The organism is Pseudomonas sp. No.117 (genome assembly GCF_054558395.1).
This window is the reverse complement of the sequence record NZ_BAAJNP010000006.1, coordinates 137,682-153,764: the sequence shown is the minus strand read 5'-3', so window position 1 is coordinate 153,764 and position 16,083 is coordinate 137,682. Positions and strand designations below refer to the sequence as shown.

Sequence of the window (16,083 nt, the reverse complement as noted above, 5' to 3'; positions counted from 1 at the left end):
CCGATCCGGTGCGGTAGGCCGGACCCGTCGTCCCGCGGACGAGGCCAGACGAGTAACGCCTTAGTGCAGACTTTAGATAAACACCGCTTCATCGGTCTGGAGTGGCTCAGGTTCCTGATGGGTTTCTATGTGGTGATCTACCACACCATCCATTTCTATCCCGAGCGCAAGACCATTCCCCTGCTGGACGAGATCACCAGCATGGGCTTCTTCGCCACCAGCACCTTCTTCGTGCTCTCCGGCTTCCTGCTGGCCCATGTCTATTGCGGGCGCGGCAGCCTGCGCGAGCCGGCGCGCAGCTTCTGGGTCAAGCGTTTCGCCAACCTCTATCCGATCCACATCTTCGCGCTGCTGCTGGCGATGGCCGTGGTGACCTGGATCGGCAGCCTGGGCATACCGCCGGGCGCCGCCACGGCGAGCATTCGCTTCGTGGTCTTCGACACCAACGAACCCCTGGCGCGAACCAATCCCGAGTTGTTCCAGCACTTCATGACCAACGGCGAACTGGCGTTCAATGCCGTGCTGCAACTGTTCATGCTGCAGGCCTGGAATCCCTACTACCTGACTTTCAATGCGCCCCTGTGGTCGATTTCGGCGCTGTTCTTCTTCTATCTGACCTTTCCCAAGCTGGCGCCCCGACTGATGACCAGCGAACGCCCCTGGCATCTGTTGCTGCTGGTCTGGGCGCTCTACCTGATCCCGCCGCTGCTGGTGATCGTCCACCAGAACTACGGCATGCCCTTCACCGGCCTGTTGCAACGGGTGCCGCTGTTGCGCCTGCCGGAGTTTCTTGCCGGCATCCTGCTCTATGCGATCTTCCGCCGCCAGCACGAGCAGGGGCGGATGCCGTCCGAGCGGGGGCGGGTGCTACTGGCGAGCTACCTGATCCTCAGCTTCGCCGTGGGTACGGCGCTGTTCACCCATGGACCGAAGTTCTGGTATTTCCTCTTCCACAACGGCCTGTTCCTGCCTTCCCAACTGATCCTGGTGTACCTGGCTGCCCTGGCGCAGGAGCCGGCCAGTGAGCGCATCCGCCACTGGTCGCCGCGCCTCGGCGGTGCGTCGCTGTCGATGTTCGCCCTGCATGTGCCCCTCTCGGGCATCTACATGACGCTGGAACAGCTGGTCGGGGGCGATCTCAAGGCCTGCCTGAGCGGCAATCGCGAGGTCTGCATCGCCGCAGCTGGGGCCTATACCAACTCCATCGAGTGGTACTGGCTGTTCCTGCTGGCGGTGGTGGTGCTCTGCGTACTGTTCCAGGAGCGGCTGGTGGTGCCGACCCGCAAGCGCATCCTGGCGCTACTGCTGCCGCGCCTGGCGCCGCAGCAGAAACCACCCCAGGCTAGCGGCGGAAGCCTGCGGCCATGACGAAGAAGCGGGCATTCAGCGCCGCCAGCGGCTCGCGCAGCTGCTCCAGCTGATCGGCCGCGCCGAACACCTCGAAGCGCTCCAGGGTGGCGATGGCCTGGGCTTGCTCCAGCAGATCGCCGACGTTGTCCAGGTGTGCCAGTAGCGCCTGGGCATCACGGTAGCCTTCTCGGCAGCGTGCCGTGGTGCCGTCGTAGCAGAAGCCGTAGTAGAGGCAGCCGGGTTCGTTGCGGGTGCGTTGCAGCATGGCGTCGCCCAGGCGCTTGAAGGCCTCGAGCTGATCGGGCTGGACGGCGAACACGGGGGCCAGGCTGCAGACGGAATCGCTGGGATGGGTAGGCATGGGATCTCCGGAAGTCAGGGATGGTCTGCATGCGACCCCAGGCACTGCCCAGCGCTCCCTGGCGCTGACGGACGTCAGGCGCCGACCTGGGCGATCCAGTCGTTCAGGTTGTAGTAGTTGGTCACCCGCGCCACCTTGCCGTCGCGGATCTCGAAGAAGGCCCCCACCGGCAGCTCGTAGGTCTGGCCATTGGCCTCGGGCAGCCCGGCATCGGTGACCAGGTATTCACCGTGGATGACGAATTCGGCGGCGGCGCGCTGGCCACTGGGTTCGGCCAGCACCACCAGATCGGTCAGGCGCTCGCGGTAGCAGCGATTCATGTGCGCCATGAAGGCGGCGAAGGCCGCCTTGCCCACCTGGCGTTCGACCTGGTTGATGTCGTGGACGACATCCTCGGTGAGCAGCTCCAGGAAGATCTCCATGTCGCCGGCATTGAAGGCGGCATAGTAGGCGTCGATGAGGTCGGTCGTGGTCATGGCGGCTCCTGTCGTTGGTGAAAAAGCGGTGTTGCCGAGGCATGGTAGGGTGCCTGGACGGCTCCGACATAGCCATTCACGTCTCTCGCTTAACCAGAAGAGTCCATGGACATCCAACTTCTCCAGGGCGCCGCGCTCGCGCCGCTGATTCCCGAGCTGGCCGCGTTGCGTATCGCCGTCTTTCGCGAATTCCCCTATCTCTACGATGGCACCCTGGACTACGAGGCGCGCTACCTGCAAACCTATGCGGATTCCCCGGACAGCCTCTGCGTGCTGGTCTGCGACGGCGGACGGGTGGTGGGGGCGGCCACCGCCCTGCCACTGGCGGACGAGACCGGGGAATTCCAGCAGCCCTTTCTGGCAGGCGGCTGGCCAGTGGAGCGGATCTATTATTTCGGGGAATCCCTGCTGCTGCCGGCCTACCGGGGGCGGGGGCTCGGTCGGCGCTTCTTCGCCGAACGCGAGGCGCGGGCGCGACAGCTGCGGCGTTTTTCCTGGTGCGCCTTCTGCGCCGTGCAGCGCCCGGATGATCATCCGCGCCGCCCGGCCGACTATCGTCCCCTGCATGGCCTCTGGCACAGCGAGGGCTTCGCCGAGCATCCGGAGTTGACCACCCAATACCTGTGGCAGGATCTCGACGAGGTCGTCGAATCGCCCAAACCCCTGACTTTCTGGCTCAAGGAATTGCCATGATCCGCCTGGCCGCTTGCCAATACGCCATCGAATTGCTGGAGACCTGGGACGCCTATGCCGCGCATTTGACCGAACGTTGCGAGGAGGCCGCCGCCAAGGGCAGCCAGCTCCTGCTTCTGCCCGAATACGCCGGGCTGGTGCTCAGCGGCCAGTTGCCGCCCGCCGCGCGCAGCGATTTGCACGGCTCCATCGCCGGTATCCAGCCCTTGCTGCCGGCCTGGCACGCGCTCTGCGAGGGCCTGGCGCGCCGGCTGCAGCTCTACCTGCAGCCGGGCTCGCTGCCGGTGCTCGATGACGATGGCCGGTACCGCAACCGGGCCTGGCTGTTCGGTCCCGAAGGCTGCCTGGGCCATCAGGACAAGCTGATGATGACCCGTTTCGAGCGGGAAGAATGGAACATCGCCGGCGGCCGCGAGGGCCTGCGCGTCTTCGACACCTCTCTGGGGCGCCTTGGCATCCTGATCTGCTATGACAGTGAATTCCCGCTCCTGGCTCGGCACCTGGCCGAAGCCGGGGTGGATCTGATCCTGGTGCCGAGCTGTACCGATACCGTGGCCGGCTTCCACCGGGTGCGGGTGGGGGCCCAGGCGCGGGCGCTGGAAAACCAGCTCGCGGTGCTGCAGGCGCCGACCGTGGGGCTGGCGCCCTGGTCGCCCGCGCTGGACGAGAACGTCGGGCGGGCCGGGCTCTTCGTTCCACCGGATCGGGGCATGCCGGCCGACGGGGTGATCGCCCAGAGCGACGAACTCTGTCCCGAATTCAGCCAGTGGCTGCAGGCCGAGGTCGATTTGGACGAGGTGCGGCGAGTGCGGAGCAACGGCCAGGTGTTCATCCGCCGTGACTGGCCGGCGCAGTGGCAGGTACTAGAGGCCGGCCACTGAATGAAAAAAGCCCAGCACTGAGGCTGGGCTTTTTCTGGCATTGGCCGGTTAGATCTCGACGGCCAGGCTGTCGGCGATCTTCTTCTGCCACACCTGCGGGCCGGTGATGTGCACCGACTCGCCACGGGTGTCCACCGCCACGGTCACCGGCATGTCCTTCACCTCGAACTCGTAGATGGCTTCCATCCCCAGTTCCGGGAAGGCCAGGACCTTGGCGCCCTTGATGGCCTGGGCCACCAGGTAGGCGGCGCCGCCGACGGCCATCAGGTAGACCGCCTTGTGGTCCTTGATCGCCTCGATGGCGATGGGACCGCGCTCGGACTTGCCGATCATGCCCAACAGACCGGTCTGGTCGAGGATCTGGCGGGTGAACTTGTCCATGCGGGTCGCCGTGGTCGGGCCAGCCGGGCCGACCACCTCGTCGCCCACCGGATCGACCGGGCCGACGTAGTAGATGAAGCGGCCCTTGAGGTCCACCGGCAGCGGCTCGCCCTTGTTGAGCATGTCGACCATGCGCTTGTGGGCGGCGTCGCGACCGGTGAGCATCTTGCCGTTGAGCAGCACGGTCTCGCCCGGCTGCCAGCTCTGCACCTCTTCCGGGGTCAGGGTGTCGAGGTCGACGCGGCGAGCGCTCGGGCCGGCTTCCCAGACGATTTCCGGATAGGCGTCCAGCGGCGGGGCCGCCAGCGCGGCGGGGCCGGAGCCGTCCAGCACGAAGTGGGCGTGGCGGGTAGCGGCGCAGTTGGGGATCATGCACACCGGCAGGGAGGCGGCGTGGGTCGGGTAGTCCTTGATCTTGATGTCCAGCACCGTGGTCAGGCCACCCAGGCCCTGGGCACCGATGCCCAGCTGGTTGACCTTGTCGAAGATCTCCAGGCGCAGCTCTTCCAGGCGATTCTGCGGACCGCGGGCCTTCAGCTCATGGATGTCGATCTCGTCCATCAGCGATTCCTTGGCCAGCACCGCGGCCTTCTCGGCGGTGCCGCCGATGCCGATGCCCAGCATGCCCGGCGGGCACCAGCCGGCGCCCATGGTCGGCACGGTCTTGAGTACCCAGTCGACGATGGAGTCGGACGGGTTGAGCATGGCCATCTTCGACTTGTTCTCGGAGCCGCCGCCCTTGGCCGCGACATCGATCTCCACGGTGTTGCCGGGGACGATCTGGTAGTGGATCACCGCCGGAGTGTTGTCCTTGGTGTTCTTGCGAGCCCCGGCCGGGTCGGCCAGGATCGAGGCGCGCAGGACGTTTTCCGGCAGGTTGTAGGCGCGGCGCACGCCTTCGTTGATCATCTCGTCCAGGCTCAGGGTGGCGCCGTCCCAGCGCACGTCCATGCCGACCTTGGCGAAGACGGTGACGATGCCGGTGTCCTGGCAGATCGGCCGGTGGCCGGTGGCGCACATCCGCGAGTTGATCAGGATCTGGGCGATGGAGTCGCGCGCGGCGGCGGATTCCTCGCGCAGATAGGCCTCGTGCATGGCCTGGATGAAGTCGACGGGGTGGTAATAGGAGATGAACTGCAGGGCGTCGGCGACGCTCTGGATCAGGTCATCCTGCTTGATCACGGTCATGTACGCGCTCCTCTTGGCGGTTTCTTGCGCCTCGCCCACGGGCGGTGGGGAGACGGGCGCGCAATTCGGGTCGCACGGACCGGGCAATGGAAGCGCCCGATCGGAGGGGTGGCCTGGACACACTGAGAAAGGCCCACCCGGCCGGGGCGGCCGACCCGAGAGCGGCGCGGCAGTATAGCCTTTCAGGGGCCAGACGGCACGCCGCGCGGGACGGCTGTGGGCGATCAGCGCCTAGCGGCGTTCCAGGGCCTCGTGGTTGACCAGATCGGTCGGGCGCTCGCCGGTGAGCGCCGCGATCAGGTTATTCACCGCCCGTTCCGCCATGGCATAGCGCGTCTCCTGGGTGGCCGAGCCGATGTGCGGCAGGGTGACCACATTGGGCAGCTCGAACAACGGCGAGGCTTCCAGCGGCTCCCGGGTATAGACATCGAGGCCCGCACCGCGGATCTGGCCGCTGCGCAGCGCCTCGATCAGTGCCGGCTCGTCGACCACCGCGCCGCGCGCCAGGTTGATCAGGATGGCGTTGGACTTCATCAGTCCCAGTTCGCGCTCCCCGATGAGGCCTTCGGTGGCGGCCGAGAGCGGCACCACCAGGCAGACGAAGTCGGCCTCCTGGAGCAACTCGTCCAGCTCGCGGCGCTGGGCGCCCATCTGCTCTTCCAAGTCGGGCTTGGGGCTATTGGCGGCGTAGAGGATCGGCATGTTGAAACCGAAGTGGCCGCGCTTGGCGATGGCGGCGCCGATCCGTCCGGCACCGACGATACCCAGGGTACGCCCATGGATGTCGGTGCCGAAGTGTTCTTCGCCGATGCCCTTGCGCCAGAGGCCGGCCTTGACGAAGGCGTCCAGCTCGGGAGCCCGTCGGGCAGCACTCATCAGCAGGGTGAAACCGAGGTCGGCGGTGGTCTCGGTGAGTACGTCCGGGGTGTTGGTGAGCAGGATGCCGCGCCCGGTCAGGTAGTCCACGTCATAGCTGTCGTAGCCCACCGAAACGCTGGCGATGGCTTCCAGGGTGGTGGCCATCTCCAACTCCTTGGCGCCCAGCTTGCGACTGGCGCCGATCAGGCCCTGCGCCTTGGCTGCGGTAGCGGCGAAGAGATCGATGTTGGCACTGAAGGGCAGCACCTCGACGGTGAAGTGTTCGCGCAGGCGCTCCACCAGTTGTTCGGGCAGGCGGTTGAAGACCACTACGTGCTTCTTGCTCATCGACACCTCGGATTACGAAAAGATTAAGCCAGGCCCGCGGCCGCGAAGCGCGGGCGCTCGCCATGCTGGGTCAGCAGCGCCTCGAGTCCCTCGCGGGTGGGTTCTTGGTTGAAGGCCAACCCCAGGGCCTCGCGGTGGATCCCGGTGGCGGCGAGCCAGAGACAGTCGATCTCCGCGGCTACCGCGCCAGGTACATCGGTCACCAGGGAGTCGCCGACGAACAGCAGTCGGCTGGCGCCCCGTTCGGCCAGCTCCCGCGCCGCGCAGCGATAGGCATAGGGATCGGGCTTGCCGTACCAGGTGACCGCGCCGCCCAGTTCGGCGAAGCGATCCGCCAGCTTGCCGGCCGCATAGAAGGGTAGACCCCCGGAGACCACGTTGCGATCCGGATTGGCGCACAGAAAAGGCTTGTCCAGTGCCCCGGCCAGCGGCGCGAAGCGGGCTTCCAGCTCGTCTTCCGGGAAGCTGCCGACGCCGAGGATGATGGCCGCCTGGTCGATGTCGTCGACGAAGCGTTCGCGGATCACCGCCGGCCAGCCCACTTGCCCGGTCCCGGGGCCGGACAGGTAGATACCTCCCTGGGTGAAGGTGGGATCCTCGAGGAAGGCATCGATGGCCAACTGGCCGGAAGTCGTTACGCCGGCGAAGAGTTCACGCGGCACGCCCAGCTTGACCAATTCCTCGGCCATGCCCTCGGCATCGCGCGAGGCGTTGCTGAGGAACCACACCGGCTTGCCCTCGGCCGCCCGCCGCTCCAGCCAGGCGCGGGCGCCGGGGAAGGTCTCGTAGCCGTCGATCAGCACGCCCCAGAGGTCGAGGATGAAGCCGTCATAGGCGGCCAGGGCCTCGTCCAGTTGATCGAGGCGGAGCAGGGTGGGAGAGGTCATGCAGCGGAATCCAGAGGTCGAGAGAGGAAACGACAAGCCTAACCGGTTTGCCGGGCGGCTGCCGAAAACGCAGACACCGGCCTGAGCCGGTGTCTGTTCATTGCCGTGTAGCCAGGCTTAGCGGGTCGACGCCTTGCCTGCCTTGGCGACTTCCAGGGCCTGGGTGTCGACGCGGCCGTAGATGTCCTCGAAGCGGACGATGTCGTCCTCGCCCAGGTAACCACCGGACTGCACCTCGATCAGCTCCAGCGGTACCTTGCCGGGGTTGGCCAGGCGGTGCACGGAGGTCATCGGCAGGTAGGTGGACTGGTTCTCGGTCAGCAGGAAGACCTTGTCGTCACAGGTGACCTCGGCGGTACCGGAGACCACGATCCAATGCTCGGCACGGTGGTGATGCATCTGCAGCGACAGCTGGGCGCCCGGCTTGACGGTGATGCGCTTGACCTGGAAGCGCTGACCCATGTCGATGGAGTCGTAGGAACCCCAGGGACGGAAGACTTCCTGGTGGGCCTTGACCTCGTTGCGGTTCTGCTTCTCGAGGGTGTTGACCAGCTTCTTGACGTCCTGGACCTTGTCCTTGTGGGCGATCATGACGGCGTCCTTGGTTTCCACCACGACCACATCGTCCAGACCGACCAGGGTCACCAGCTTGCCATTGCCGTGTACCAGGCAGTTGCGGCTGTCATGCAGGACGACGTCGCCCTTGATGACGTTGCCGTTGCTGTCCTTGGCATGCACGTCCCACAGGGCGGACCAGGAACCGACATCGTTCCAGCCAGCGCTCATGGGCACCACGCAGGCGCGGGTGGTCTTTTCCATGACCGCGTAGTCGATGGAGTTGTCCGGGCACACGGCGAAGGTGGCGGCATCGATGCTGATGTTGATACCGTCGATGCTGCTGCGCTCCAGGGCCAGCAGGCAGGTGTCGTAGATGTCGGTGTCGTGCTTCTTCAGCTCTTCCAGGAAACGGCTGGCGCGGAACAGGAAGATGCCGCTGTTCCAGCAGTAGTCGCCGGAAGCCACGTATTCGGTGGCGGTGACGGCATCGGGCTTCTCGACGAAGCGCTCGACGCGGGACACGCCCTGGGGCAGGCCGTCGGTGGCGCCGGTCTTGATGTAGCCGTAGCCGGTCTCGGGCGCGGTGGCCGGGATACCGAACAGTACCATCTCGCCCCGCTCGGCGGCGGCGGCGGCCTGCTGCAGGGCGGCCTTGAATTCGGCTTCGTCCTCGATCACGTGATCGGCAGGCAGCACCAGCATCAGGTCGTCCTTGCCGTCGGCGACCAGTTGCATGGCAGCGATGGCCACGGCCGGCGCGGTGTTACGGCCGAAAGGCTCCATGATCAGCGCCTGGGGCTTGCACTCGACGGCCTTGAGCTGCTCTTCCACCAGGTAACGGTGCTCGGCGTTGCAGACGATGATGGGGCAATCGATGCTGCCCTCGCAGCCCAGGCGGTTGATGGTCTCCTGGAACATGGTCTGTTCGCTGGTCAGGGCCAGGAACTGCTTGGGATAGAGCTTGCGCGAGAGGGGCCAGAGTCGCGAGCCGCTACCACCGGACAGGATGACGGGAATCATGGGCGTTACTCCTTCAGCGTCTGCTGATTTATGGCCGCTGTCCCTAGGGTCGGGACGAAGCGTCCGTGCTTCGAAAGATCAACCGGGCGACAACTCGACCGGTACTAATTGAACGATGCGACTGATCGCCATTGGCCATCATGGCCATGGGTAAGGACCAGACAAAGACAGAATCAAACGAAAGTGGTTCTCAGCGAAGTTTCCTTTTTCCGGAAATACGGCGGTTTTGAGATGTCCGGCAAGTTTTCTCGCCTGGAAGGCCACCACCGCGCTGCTGAAACCTTTTTATTGGAGGGAGATGACAGTCTTTCACGGACAGGGGTCACCGAATGTGACCCCTTAGCCAGTTCGATGGACCTTGCGACCTGAGTGGCTGCCATCCGTCGAATTAGGAGGCTATTCGGCGGCATGATCCCGCAGGAACACCAGCTTGTCAGCTGTTGATCGATCTTCAGCATAGCGGTAGCCCTGGTCGTCGAAGGCGCGCAGGTCATCCACCGCGGTGAGGCGCTGCTTGATCACGTGGCGCGCCATCAGGCCACGGGCCTTCTTGGCGTAGAAGCTGATGATCTTGTACTCGCCGTTCTTCAGATCGCGGAATTCCACGTCGACGATCCGCGCCCGCAGGCGCTTGCGCTGCACGGCACCGAAGTACTCGTTGGAGGCCAGGTTGAGCAGGACGTCGTCGCCCTGGGCCGCCAGGTCCGCATTGAGCCAGTCACTGAGGCGCTCGCCCCAGAAGGCGTAGAGGTCCTTGCCCCGTGCAGTGGCGAATTTGGTACCCATTTCCAGGCGATAGGGCTGCATCAGGTCCAGCGGCCGCAACAGGCCGTAGAGCCCCGACAACATGCGCAGGTGGCGCTGGGCGAAGTCGAAGTCTTCTTCCTGGAAGTCGTCGGCCGCAAGGCCGGTATAGACGTCACCCTTGAAGGCCAGCAGTGCCTGCTTGGCGTTCTCCGGCGTGACATCCAGCGTCCAGCTGCCGAAGCGGGCGACGTTGAGGGCGGCGATCTTGTCCGACACCCCCATCAGCTGGGCGACCTGCGCCGGCGTCAGCGTCCTGAGCCCGTCGATCAACTCGCGGGAGTGCTCCAGGTACTGCGGCAGGGTATGGCGCGGCGTCGTGGGGGGCGTGTCGTAATCCAGCGTCTTGGCCGGCGAAATGACCATCAGCATCGGCAGGGTTCCTCTTGGCGGGGCGCCATTCTAGAAGCGTCCGCCGCTGGGCTCCAGTGGGCCTTGCCGATGGGATCGATAGATATTGACCACGTCCCCGCGGCGGCGTTGCCCGCCGGGCCGAGGAAAATGGCGGCTCGGCGAAAAAACCGGGCGCGGCCAAAAAAAGCTTTTGTGCCCAAGGCCTTTTGCGTTATTACCGAAGTGTCCGTCGCATCTCTCGGGTCCCGTGCCCTCATGTAGGCCGGTCCGTGAACCCGTTGCTGGAGCGACGGCACCTTTCGCTGCGGAGCGTCGCCCTGGCGCTCCGTCGACAGGCTTGCGAGTCAAGCGTTTCTGACGAGGTGACCGAGTATGGATGATCACGGACGTTCCCGCCCCACGCAGCCCACCCTCTATGTGCTCGACACCAACGTACTGATCCACGACCCCAACGCGCTGCTCAATTTCGAGGAGCATCACGTCGCCATTCCCATGACGGTCCTGGAGGAACTCGACAAGCTCAAGACCGGCAAGCACAACGTCGCCGCCGAGTGCCGGCAGGCGATCCGCCTGATCGACAACGTGCTGGCCGAATCCTCGCCCGAGGACGTCGAGCGCGGGGTGCCCATTCCCCGTGGCAAGGGTGAAGCCAAGGGGCGGCTGTCGATCCTCATGGGACGCCGGGCCGGGCCCATGGCCTGCCTGCCCGACGACATCAACGACAACCGCATCATCAACCAGCTCGTCGAATTGCGTACCCAGCATCCGCAGGAGCGGGTGGTGCTGGTCACCAAGGACATCAACATGCGCCTCAAGGCGCGTGGCTGCGGCATCGCCGCGGAGGACTACCAGACCGACCAGTTGCTCGACGACGTCTCCCTGCTGTCCCAGGGTTATCACAACCTGCCGGGCTCCTTCTGGGACAACGTCAGCAAGGTGGAAAGCCGGCAGGAGCTGGGCCGGGTCTGGCACCGGGTGCAGCTGTCGGCCGAGTTGCCACCGTTCAACGTCAATGACTTCGTGCTCGACGAGCAGGGCTTCGTCGGCTGGGTCAAGGCGGTGCGCGATGGCGAGGTGATCCTGCTCGACATGCACCAGGAACCCCTGATGCACCAGGAAGCCTGGGGTCTCAAGCCGCGCGACATCTACCAGGCGCTGGCGCTGTTCGCCCTGCTGGAGCCGGATATCCACCTGGTCAACCTGACTGGTGCCGCCGGCTCGGGCAAGACCATCCTGGCGCTGGCCGCGGCCATCGAGCAGACCATGGTCACCAAGAGATACCGGCGGATCATCGCCACCCGCAGTGTCCAGGGGCTCGACGAGGACATCGGCTTCCTGCCCGGCACCGAGGCCGAGAAGATGGAGCCCTGGCTGGGCGCCATCACCGACAACCTCGAAGCCCTGCACATGGATGACCACAATCCCCACGGCAGCGTGGACTACATCCTCAGCAAGGTGCCGCTGCAGTTCAAATCCCTCAACTACATCCGTGGGCGCAGCTTCCAGCAGAGTCTGATCCTCATCGACGAATGCCAGAATCTTACCCCGCACCAGATGAAGACCATCATCACCCGCGCTGGCAGCGGCTCCAAGGTGATCTGCCTGGGCAACCTGGCGCAGATCGATACTCCCTACCTATCGGCCACCAGCTCGGGCCTCACCTACCTTTCCGAGCGCTTCAAGGGCTTCAACCACGGGGTACACATCACCCTGCAGGGCGTGCCCCGGTCCATCCTCGCCGAATACGCCGAGGCCCATCTGTAACGCCCACCATCCCCGCCCGGCCTTGGGCGGGGATCAAATCCCCCGCGGCGGGTCTACAATGGCAGGTCTTTCCCAGGAGTCATGCCGTGCTGACCCATCTCGATTCCCAAGGCCGTGCCAACATGGTCGACGTCACTGACAAGCAGGTGACCTTCCGCGAAGCCACGGCCGAAGCCCGGGTGCGCCTGCGTCCGGAAACCCTCGACCTCATCCAGAGCGGCGGCCATCCCAAGGGTGACGTCTTCGCCGTGGCGCGCATCGCCGGTATCCAGGCGGCCAAGAAGACCGCCGATCTCATCCCGCTCTGCCATCCGCTGATGCTGACCGGCGTCAAGGTCAACCTGGTCGCCGAAGCCCCGGATGCAGTGCGGATCACCGCTACCTGCAAGCTGTCCGGCCAGACTGGCGTGGAGATGGAGGCGCTGACCGCGGCCAGTGTCGCGGCCCTGACCCTCTATGACATGTGCAAGGCGGTCGATCGCGGCATGACCATCGAGGCAGTACGACTGCTGGAAAAGAGTGGCGGCAAGAGCGGTCACTTCCGCGCCGAGGAGCAGCCGGCATGATCCGCGTGCAGTTCTTCGCTCGTTATCGCGAGATGCTCGGCCTGGCCGAAGAGGCTCTGGCTTGGGAGCCGGACCTGGCCACCGTCGGCGACCTGCGCGAGCACCTGGTGCAGCGCGGCGACCAGTGGGCCGAGACCCTGGGCGAGCGCGGCCTGATGTGCGCCCGCAACGAAGAGCTCTGCGGCCTCGCCGAGCCGTTGCGCGACGGCGACGAGGTCGCCTTCTTTCCCACCGTGACCGGAGGTTGAGCATGGCCATCCGTGTCCAGGCGGCAGCCTTCGATCCCGGCCAGGAGCTCAATGCCCTGCAGGCCGCAAACACCGGCGTGGGCGCCGTGGTGGGCTTCGTGGGCTACGTACGGGATTTCAACGACGGGCGAGACGTCGGTGGGTTGTTTCTCGAGCACTTCCCCGGCATGACCGAGAAGGCCCTGGCACGCATCGCCGAGGAAGCCGGCCAGCGCTGGCCGCTGCTCAACGTCGACATTCTGCATCGCATCGGCCGCCTGGAGCCGGGCGAGCCCATCGTCTTCGTCGGTACCGCCAGCGCCCATCGCCAGGCCGCCTTCGACGCCTGCAACTTCGTGATGGACTATCTGAAGACCCGCGCACCCTTCTGGAAGAAGGAAGATACGCCTGAAGGCCCGCGCTGGGTGGAGGGGCGGGCCAGCGACCAGGCTGCCGCGGGGCGTTGGGCGAAAGAGTGATGGGGTAGGGTGGAAAACCGCGTTAGCGTTTTCCACCTGCTACCTCAAGGCTGGCGGTGGATGAGGCTACGCCGTCATCCACCCTACGGCTGGTCATTTCCGGCGGCTGGCAATTACCGCGGGTGCGCCGCGCGAAGGCTCATCGCGGCCATGGGCCGCTCCTACAGCGCCTGGTGCAACTGTAGGAGCGGCCCATGGCCGCGAAAGGTTCAGCCGACGGAGTAGTAGCTTCGATAGACCTCCAGGGTAGAGGCCGAGCGAATCTGCCTTAGCGCTGCCGCGGTACCGGCTTGAGCAACTCGGCCGGGGGCATCTCGCAGGAGATCTTGCGGCCCAGCAGGGTCTCGATGGGCGGCAGGGCGAAGGCGTCATCTTCGCCAGCGAAGCTGATGGAGGTGCCGCTGGCGCCCGCGCGGCCGGTACGGCCGATGCGGTGCACGTAGTCGTCCGGGTCTTCCGGCAGGGTGAAGTTGATCACGTGGCTGATGCCGTCGACATGGATGCCGCGACCGGCCACGTCGGTGGCCACCAGCACGCGGATCTTGCCGGCGCGGAAGCCTTCCAGGGTCTTGATGCGCTTGTGCTGGGGTACGTCGCCGGACATCTGGGCGGCGCTGATGCCGTCCTTGGTCAGGCGTTCCTCGATACGGCGCACCTCGTCACGCCGGTTGGCGAAGACCATCACCCGTTCCCAGTTGTTCTGGGCCACGAGGTTGTAGAGCAGCCGGTACTTGTCGCTGGACGAGACGGCGTAGACGTGCTGCTCGACGGTATCGCTGGCGACGTTCTCCGGCTCGATCTCGACGATGGCCGGATCGGTGGTCCACTGCCGCGCCAGGTTCATCACGTCATCGGTGAAGGTGGCGGAGAACAGCAGCGTCTGGCGCTCGCTCTTGGGCGGGGTCTGGCGAATGATCTGGCGGACCTGGGGGATGAAGCCCATGTCCAGCATGCGGTCGGCCTCGTCCAGCACCATCACCTCGACCATGTCCAGGTGCACTTCGCCGCGCTGGTTGAAGTCCAGCAGGCGGCCGGGCGTCGCCACCAGGATGTCGCAGTAGCGGGCTTCGAGCTGCTTGAGCTGCTTGTCGAAGTCCATGCCGCCGACGAAGCTCATGACGTTCAGCCCGGTGTACTTGGCCAGGTCCAGGGCGTCGTTGGCGATCTGCACCACCAGTTCGCGGGTCGGGGCGATGATCAGCGCGCGCGGCTCGCCCATGTACCTTTCCTTGGGCGGCGGGGTGGTGAGCAGCTGGGTGATGGTGGAGATCAGGAAGGCCGCGGTCTTGCCGGTGCCGGTCTGGGCGCGGCCGATGGCGTCCTTGCCCTTGAGGGTGAAGCCCAGCACCTGCGCCTGGATCGGCGTGCAGTAGGGGAAGCCGAGGTCGTGGATGCCGTGCATCAGGCGCGGATCCAGCTTGAAGTCGTGGAAGCGCGTCTTGCCTTCCTGGGGCTCGACCGCGAAATCTTCCAGCTTCCAGGTATCGACCGGCTTGGGTTTGCGCGGGCTGCGCTCGCGGCGCGGCTTGGCCGGCTTCTCGGCGGGGACGCGGTTGTCCTGGGCACGAGGTTCGTCGGGATTCCGCGGTTTGCGGGGTGCCCGCTCGGCCTGAGGCTCGGCGGCGACCGGGGTGGGGGAGGAGGGGACTTCAGGTGCGACGCTGGGAGTCGCTTGGGGCGCAGGGGAGGGAGTCGGCTGCGCGACCTCCTGGTCCTTGCCCAGAAATTTTTTGAGTGCCTTGAGCACGGAGGGTCTCGATCATCGAAAGCGGAATGAGACCGCAGTGTAAAGCAACCTACGTGCCCGGCAACAACTACCTGCCGAACGCAGATGACATCGGATCAGCCGCTGATCCGATTTCGTCCGGCATCCTTGGCCTGATAGAGCGATTTGTCGGCACGCCCCACGAGTTCATCCAGGGAGTCGGCCTTGCGCATCTGCGCCAGGCCGATGGACACGGTGACGCCCGGCAGCTTGCCGCAGGGCGAATAGAAGTCCTTGACGTCGGCCAGGCTCTGCCGGAGGCGCTCGGCGATGGAGATGGCCTCGTCGCGATCGATTTCCGGCAACAGGATGACGAACTCCTCACCGCCGTAGCGGGCCATGCTGTCCTTGGGGCGCAGCTGATCCCTCAGGGTGTTGGCCACCAGGCACAGGGCGTAATCGCCGGCCAAGTGGCCGTGGGTATCGTTGTAGCGCTTGAAGTGATCGACGTCGAGCATCAGCAGACTCAGCGGCTGCCGATTGAAGGCGCAGCGGGTGCTCTCCCGTTCGAACAACTGCTCGAGGCGGCGGCGATTGAACAGGCCGGTCAGGGTATCGACGTTGGCGTTGCGTTCGGTGTCGACGATCAGCTGATTGCCGCGGCGCATCCGCTCGCAGAGGATGCCGAGCAGGTTGTGCATGGCCTTGGCGGAGCGCTCGATGAGTTCGAGTACCAGTTCGCGATGCAGGCAGAGCACCTGGGTGTCGGCCTCGGCGATGACGTGGGCGCTGGGTCTTTCGCTGTCCAGGAAGCTGATCTCGCCGGAGCATTCGCCCGGACCCAGCAGGTAGATAGGCGGATTGTCCGGGGAGGCCAGGTGGACCCGCAGGCGCCCTTCCAGGATGAGGTACATGTAGTGGTTGGGCTGTGCGGGCGAGAGCAGACTTTCACCCGCGACCAGGCTACGAGTGGCCGAGCGGGCGATCAGGGCTTCCAGCAGATAGCTCTCCACGCCCTTGAACAGGCGCAGGTCCTGCAGGGAAGCGGCCGGCACTTCGGCCAGCCATACCGACAAGGGGGCAGCCATCAACGGATCACCCCAGGGGCTGAAAGGAAAACTCGGGCCATAGCTGCTCCATGCACATCACGACCTTCAGGCTTCCTAACGGACCGGCCGGGCCG

At 65.4% G+C, this 16,083-nt stretch carries 16 protein-coding genes; 7 read left to right on the top strand and 9 right to left on the bottom strand.

The genetic code is table 11. The annotated features are described in order from the left end of the window. The first annotated feature begins 63 nt into the window (after nt 1–63). Nucleotides 64–1,368: an acyltransferase family protein gene (locus ACYJP6_RS15800; RefSeq protein WP_459475981.1), complete on the top strand. Its 1,305-nt coding sequence runs from the start codon at nt 64–66 to the stop codon at nt 1,366–1,368. Here the strand turns inward: ACYJP6_RS15800 and ACYJP6_RS15795 are convergent. Together ACYJP6_RS15795 and ACYJP6_RS15790 are read right to left on the bottom strand one after the other, a co-directional pair. Beyond that, the gene (locus ACYJP6_RS15795; RefSeq protein ID WP_459475980.1) at nt 1,343–1,711 is read right to left on the bottom strand and encodes a putative quinol monooxygenase; all 369 of its coding nucleotides are present in this window, start codon (nt 1,709–1,711) and stop codon (nt 1,343–1,345) included. The two genes, ACYJP6_RS15800 and ACYJP6_RS15795, sit on opposite strands and share 26 nt — an antisense overlap. A 74-nt stretch (nt 1,712–1,785) precedes the next feature. Beyond that, nucleotides 1,786–2,187: a ketosteroid isomerase-related protein gene (locus tag ACYJP6_RS15790; protein ID WP_459475979.1), complete on the bottom strand. Its 402-nt coding sequence runs from the start codon at nt 2,185–2,187 to the stop codon at nt 1,786–1,788. Between the two features lie 105 nt (nt 2,188–2,292). Here ACYJP6_RS15790 and ACYJP6_RS15785 point away from each other — a divergent pair, with 105 nt between their 5' ends. Continuing rightward, nucleotides 2,293–2,880: a GNAT family N-acetyltransferase gene (locus ACYJP6_RS15785; RefSeq protein WP_459475978.1), complete on the top strand. Its 588-nt coding sequence runs from the start codon at nt 2,293–2,295 to the stop codon at nt 2,878–2,880. Then, a complete protein-coding gene (locus ACYJP6_RS15780) occupies nt 2,877–3,761 on the top strand; it encodes a carbon-nitrogen hydrolase family protein (RefSeq protein WP_459475976.1) in 885 nt (294 codons plus the stop codon). The genes ACYJP6_RS15785 and ACYJP6_RS15780 overlap by 4 nt, the downstream gene beginning before the upstream one ends. A 48-nt stretch (nt 3,762–3,809) precedes the next feature. Here the strand turns inward: ACYJP6_RS15780 and ACYJP6_RS15775 are convergent, their stop codons facing one another. The 5 genes from ACYJP6_RS15775 to yaaA all read right to left on the bottom strand — a co-directional run bounded on the left by ACYJP6_RS15775 (nt 3,810) and on the right by yaaA (nt 10,177). Further along, nucleotides 3,810–5,330 carry a fumarate hydratase gene (locus tag ACYJP6_RS15775; RefSeq protein WP_459475975.1) on the bottom strand — a complete coding sequence of 507 codons (1,521 nt, stop codon included), beginning with the start codon at nt 5,328–5,330 and terminating at the stop codon, nt 3,810–3,812. Nucleotides 5,331–5,561: 231 nt separating this feature from the next. Beyond that, nucleotides 5,562–6,536: a 2-hydroxyacid dehydrogenase gene (locus ACYJP6_RS15770; RefSeq protein ID WP_459475974.1), complete on the bottom strand. Its 975-nt coding sequence runs from the start codon at nt 6,534–6,536 to the stop codon at nt 5,562–5,564. A 23-nt stretch (nt 6,537–6,559) separates the two neighbouring features. After that, nucleotides 6,560–7,423: a TIGR01459 family HAD-type hydrolase gene (locus ACYJP6_RS15765; protein WP_459475973.1), complete on the bottom strand. Its 864-nt coding sequence runs from the start codon at nt 7,421–7,423 to the stop codon at nt 6,560–6,562. 117 nt (nt 7,424–7,540) lie between these two features. Beyond that, the gene (locus tag ACYJP6_RS15760; protein ID WP_459475972.1) at nt 7,541–9,001 is read right to left on the bottom strand and encodes a mannose-1-phosphate guanylyltransferase/mannose-6-phosphate isomerase; all 1,461 of its coding nucleotides are present in this window, start codon (nt 8,999–9,001) and stop codon (nt 7,541–7,543) included. A 396-nt stretch (nt 9,002–9,397) separates the two neighbouring features. Beyond that, complete coding sequence (gene yaaA, locus ACYJP6_RS15755) at nt 9,398–10,177, bottom strand: peroxide stress protein YaaA (RefSeq protein ID WP_459475971.1); 780 nt, start codon at nt 10,175–10,177, stop codon at nt 9,398–9,400. A gap of 354 nt (nt 10,178–10,531) precedes the next feature. Here yaaA and ACYJP6_RS15750 point away from each other — a divergent pair, with 354 nt between their 5' ends. The 4 genes from ACYJP6_RS15750 (at nt 10,532) to moaE (ending at nt 13,195) form a co-directional block, all read left to right on the top strand. Continuing rightward, on the top strand, nt 10,532–11,923 hold the full coding sequence (locus ACYJP6_RS15750; RefSeq protein WP_459475970.1) for a PhoH family protein: 1,392 nt from the start codon (nt 10,532–10,534) through the stop codon (nt 11,921–11,923). Nucleotides 11,924–12,009: 86 nt separating this feature from the next. Continuing rightward, entirely contained in the window at nt 12,010–12,489 is a 480-nt protein-coding gene (gene moaC / locus ACYJP6_RS15745) for a cyclic pyranopterin monophosphate synthase MoaC (RefSeq protein ID WP_459475969.1), read from the top strand. Continuing rightward, complete coding sequence (locus tag ACYJP6_RS15740; protein WP_459475968.1) at nt 12,486–12,737, top strand: MoaD/ThiS family protein; 252 nt, start codon at nt 12,486–12,488, stop codon at nt 12,735–12,737. Before moaC ends, ACYJP6_RS15740 begins: the two co-directional genes overlap by 4 nt. 2 nt (nt 12,738–12,739) lie before the next feature. Beyond that, a complete protein-coding gene (moaE, locus tag ACYJP6_RS15735) occupies nt 12,740–13,195 on the top strand; it encodes a molybdopterin synthase catalytic subunit MoaE (protein WP_459475967.1) in 456 nt (151 codons plus the stop codon). A 268-nt stretch (nt 13,196–13,463) separates the two neighbouring features. Here the strand turns inward: moaE and rhlB are convergent, their stop codons facing one another. Together rhlB and ACYJP6_RS15725 are read right to left on the bottom strand one after the other, a co-directional pair. Next, nucleotides 13,464–14,942, bottom strand: coding sequence for an ATP-dependent RNA helicase RhlB (gene rhlB, locus ACYJP6_RS15730; RefSeq protein WP_459475966.1), 1,479 nt, complete (start codon nt 14,940–14,942; stop codon nt 13,464–13,466). 95 nt (nt 14,943–15,037) lie between these two features. Further along, on the bottom strand, nt 15,038–15,988 hold the full coding sequence (locus tag ACYJP6_RS15725; RefSeq protein ID WP_459475965.1) for a GGDEF domain-containing protein: 951 nt from the start codon (nt 15,986–15,988) through the stop codon (nt 15,038–15,040). Nucleotides 15,989–16,083 lie beyond the last annotated feature (95 nt).